This window comes from Mesorhizobium sp. M8A.F.Ca.ET.165.01.1.1, assembly GCF_004792065.1.
GTDB lineage: Bacteria > Pseudomonadota > Alphaproteobacteria > Rhizobiales > Rhizobiaceae > Mesorhizobium.
Window position 1 is genome coordinate 1 of sequence record NZ_SRTH01000176.1, and the last position, 318, is coordinate 318.

A 318-nucleotide genomic window follows, 5' to 3' on the forward strand; every position below is an offset into this window, starting at 1 on the left:
GGCTTCCATCATCGGATCGGTCTGGATCACCAGGAACGCCAGTTGCTCGCGCGTAAGATAGCTGGTCTGCGGCAGGCCGTTCTTGGCTTGCCAGACGCCGATCGCCTGGCGCGTCTGTGGCCCGATGGTGCCGTCGATGCGCCCAAGCTCGTTGCCCAGCGCCTCGATGCGCAATTGCAAGTCGATGCGTCCCTGGCGATCGAGGCCGATCGCATTTTCCGTCATCTCGCTGCCCTGGGTTTGCTTCATCTCGTCCGAAACACCCACCGATGTACGCACGGCGGAGCCGGAACTGGCGTTCGCCTGGTCGGTGTCGAG

1 protein-coding gene is annotated in these 318 nt (G+C 63.5%); it reads right to left on the reverse strand.

Annotated features, from left to right (window positions below):
• Positions 1-318, reverse strand: a 318-nt coding sequence (locus EN808_RS35635; RefSeq protein ID WP_135918253.1) for a peptidoglycan-binding domain-containing protein, incomplete at both ends; no start/stop codon positions are given.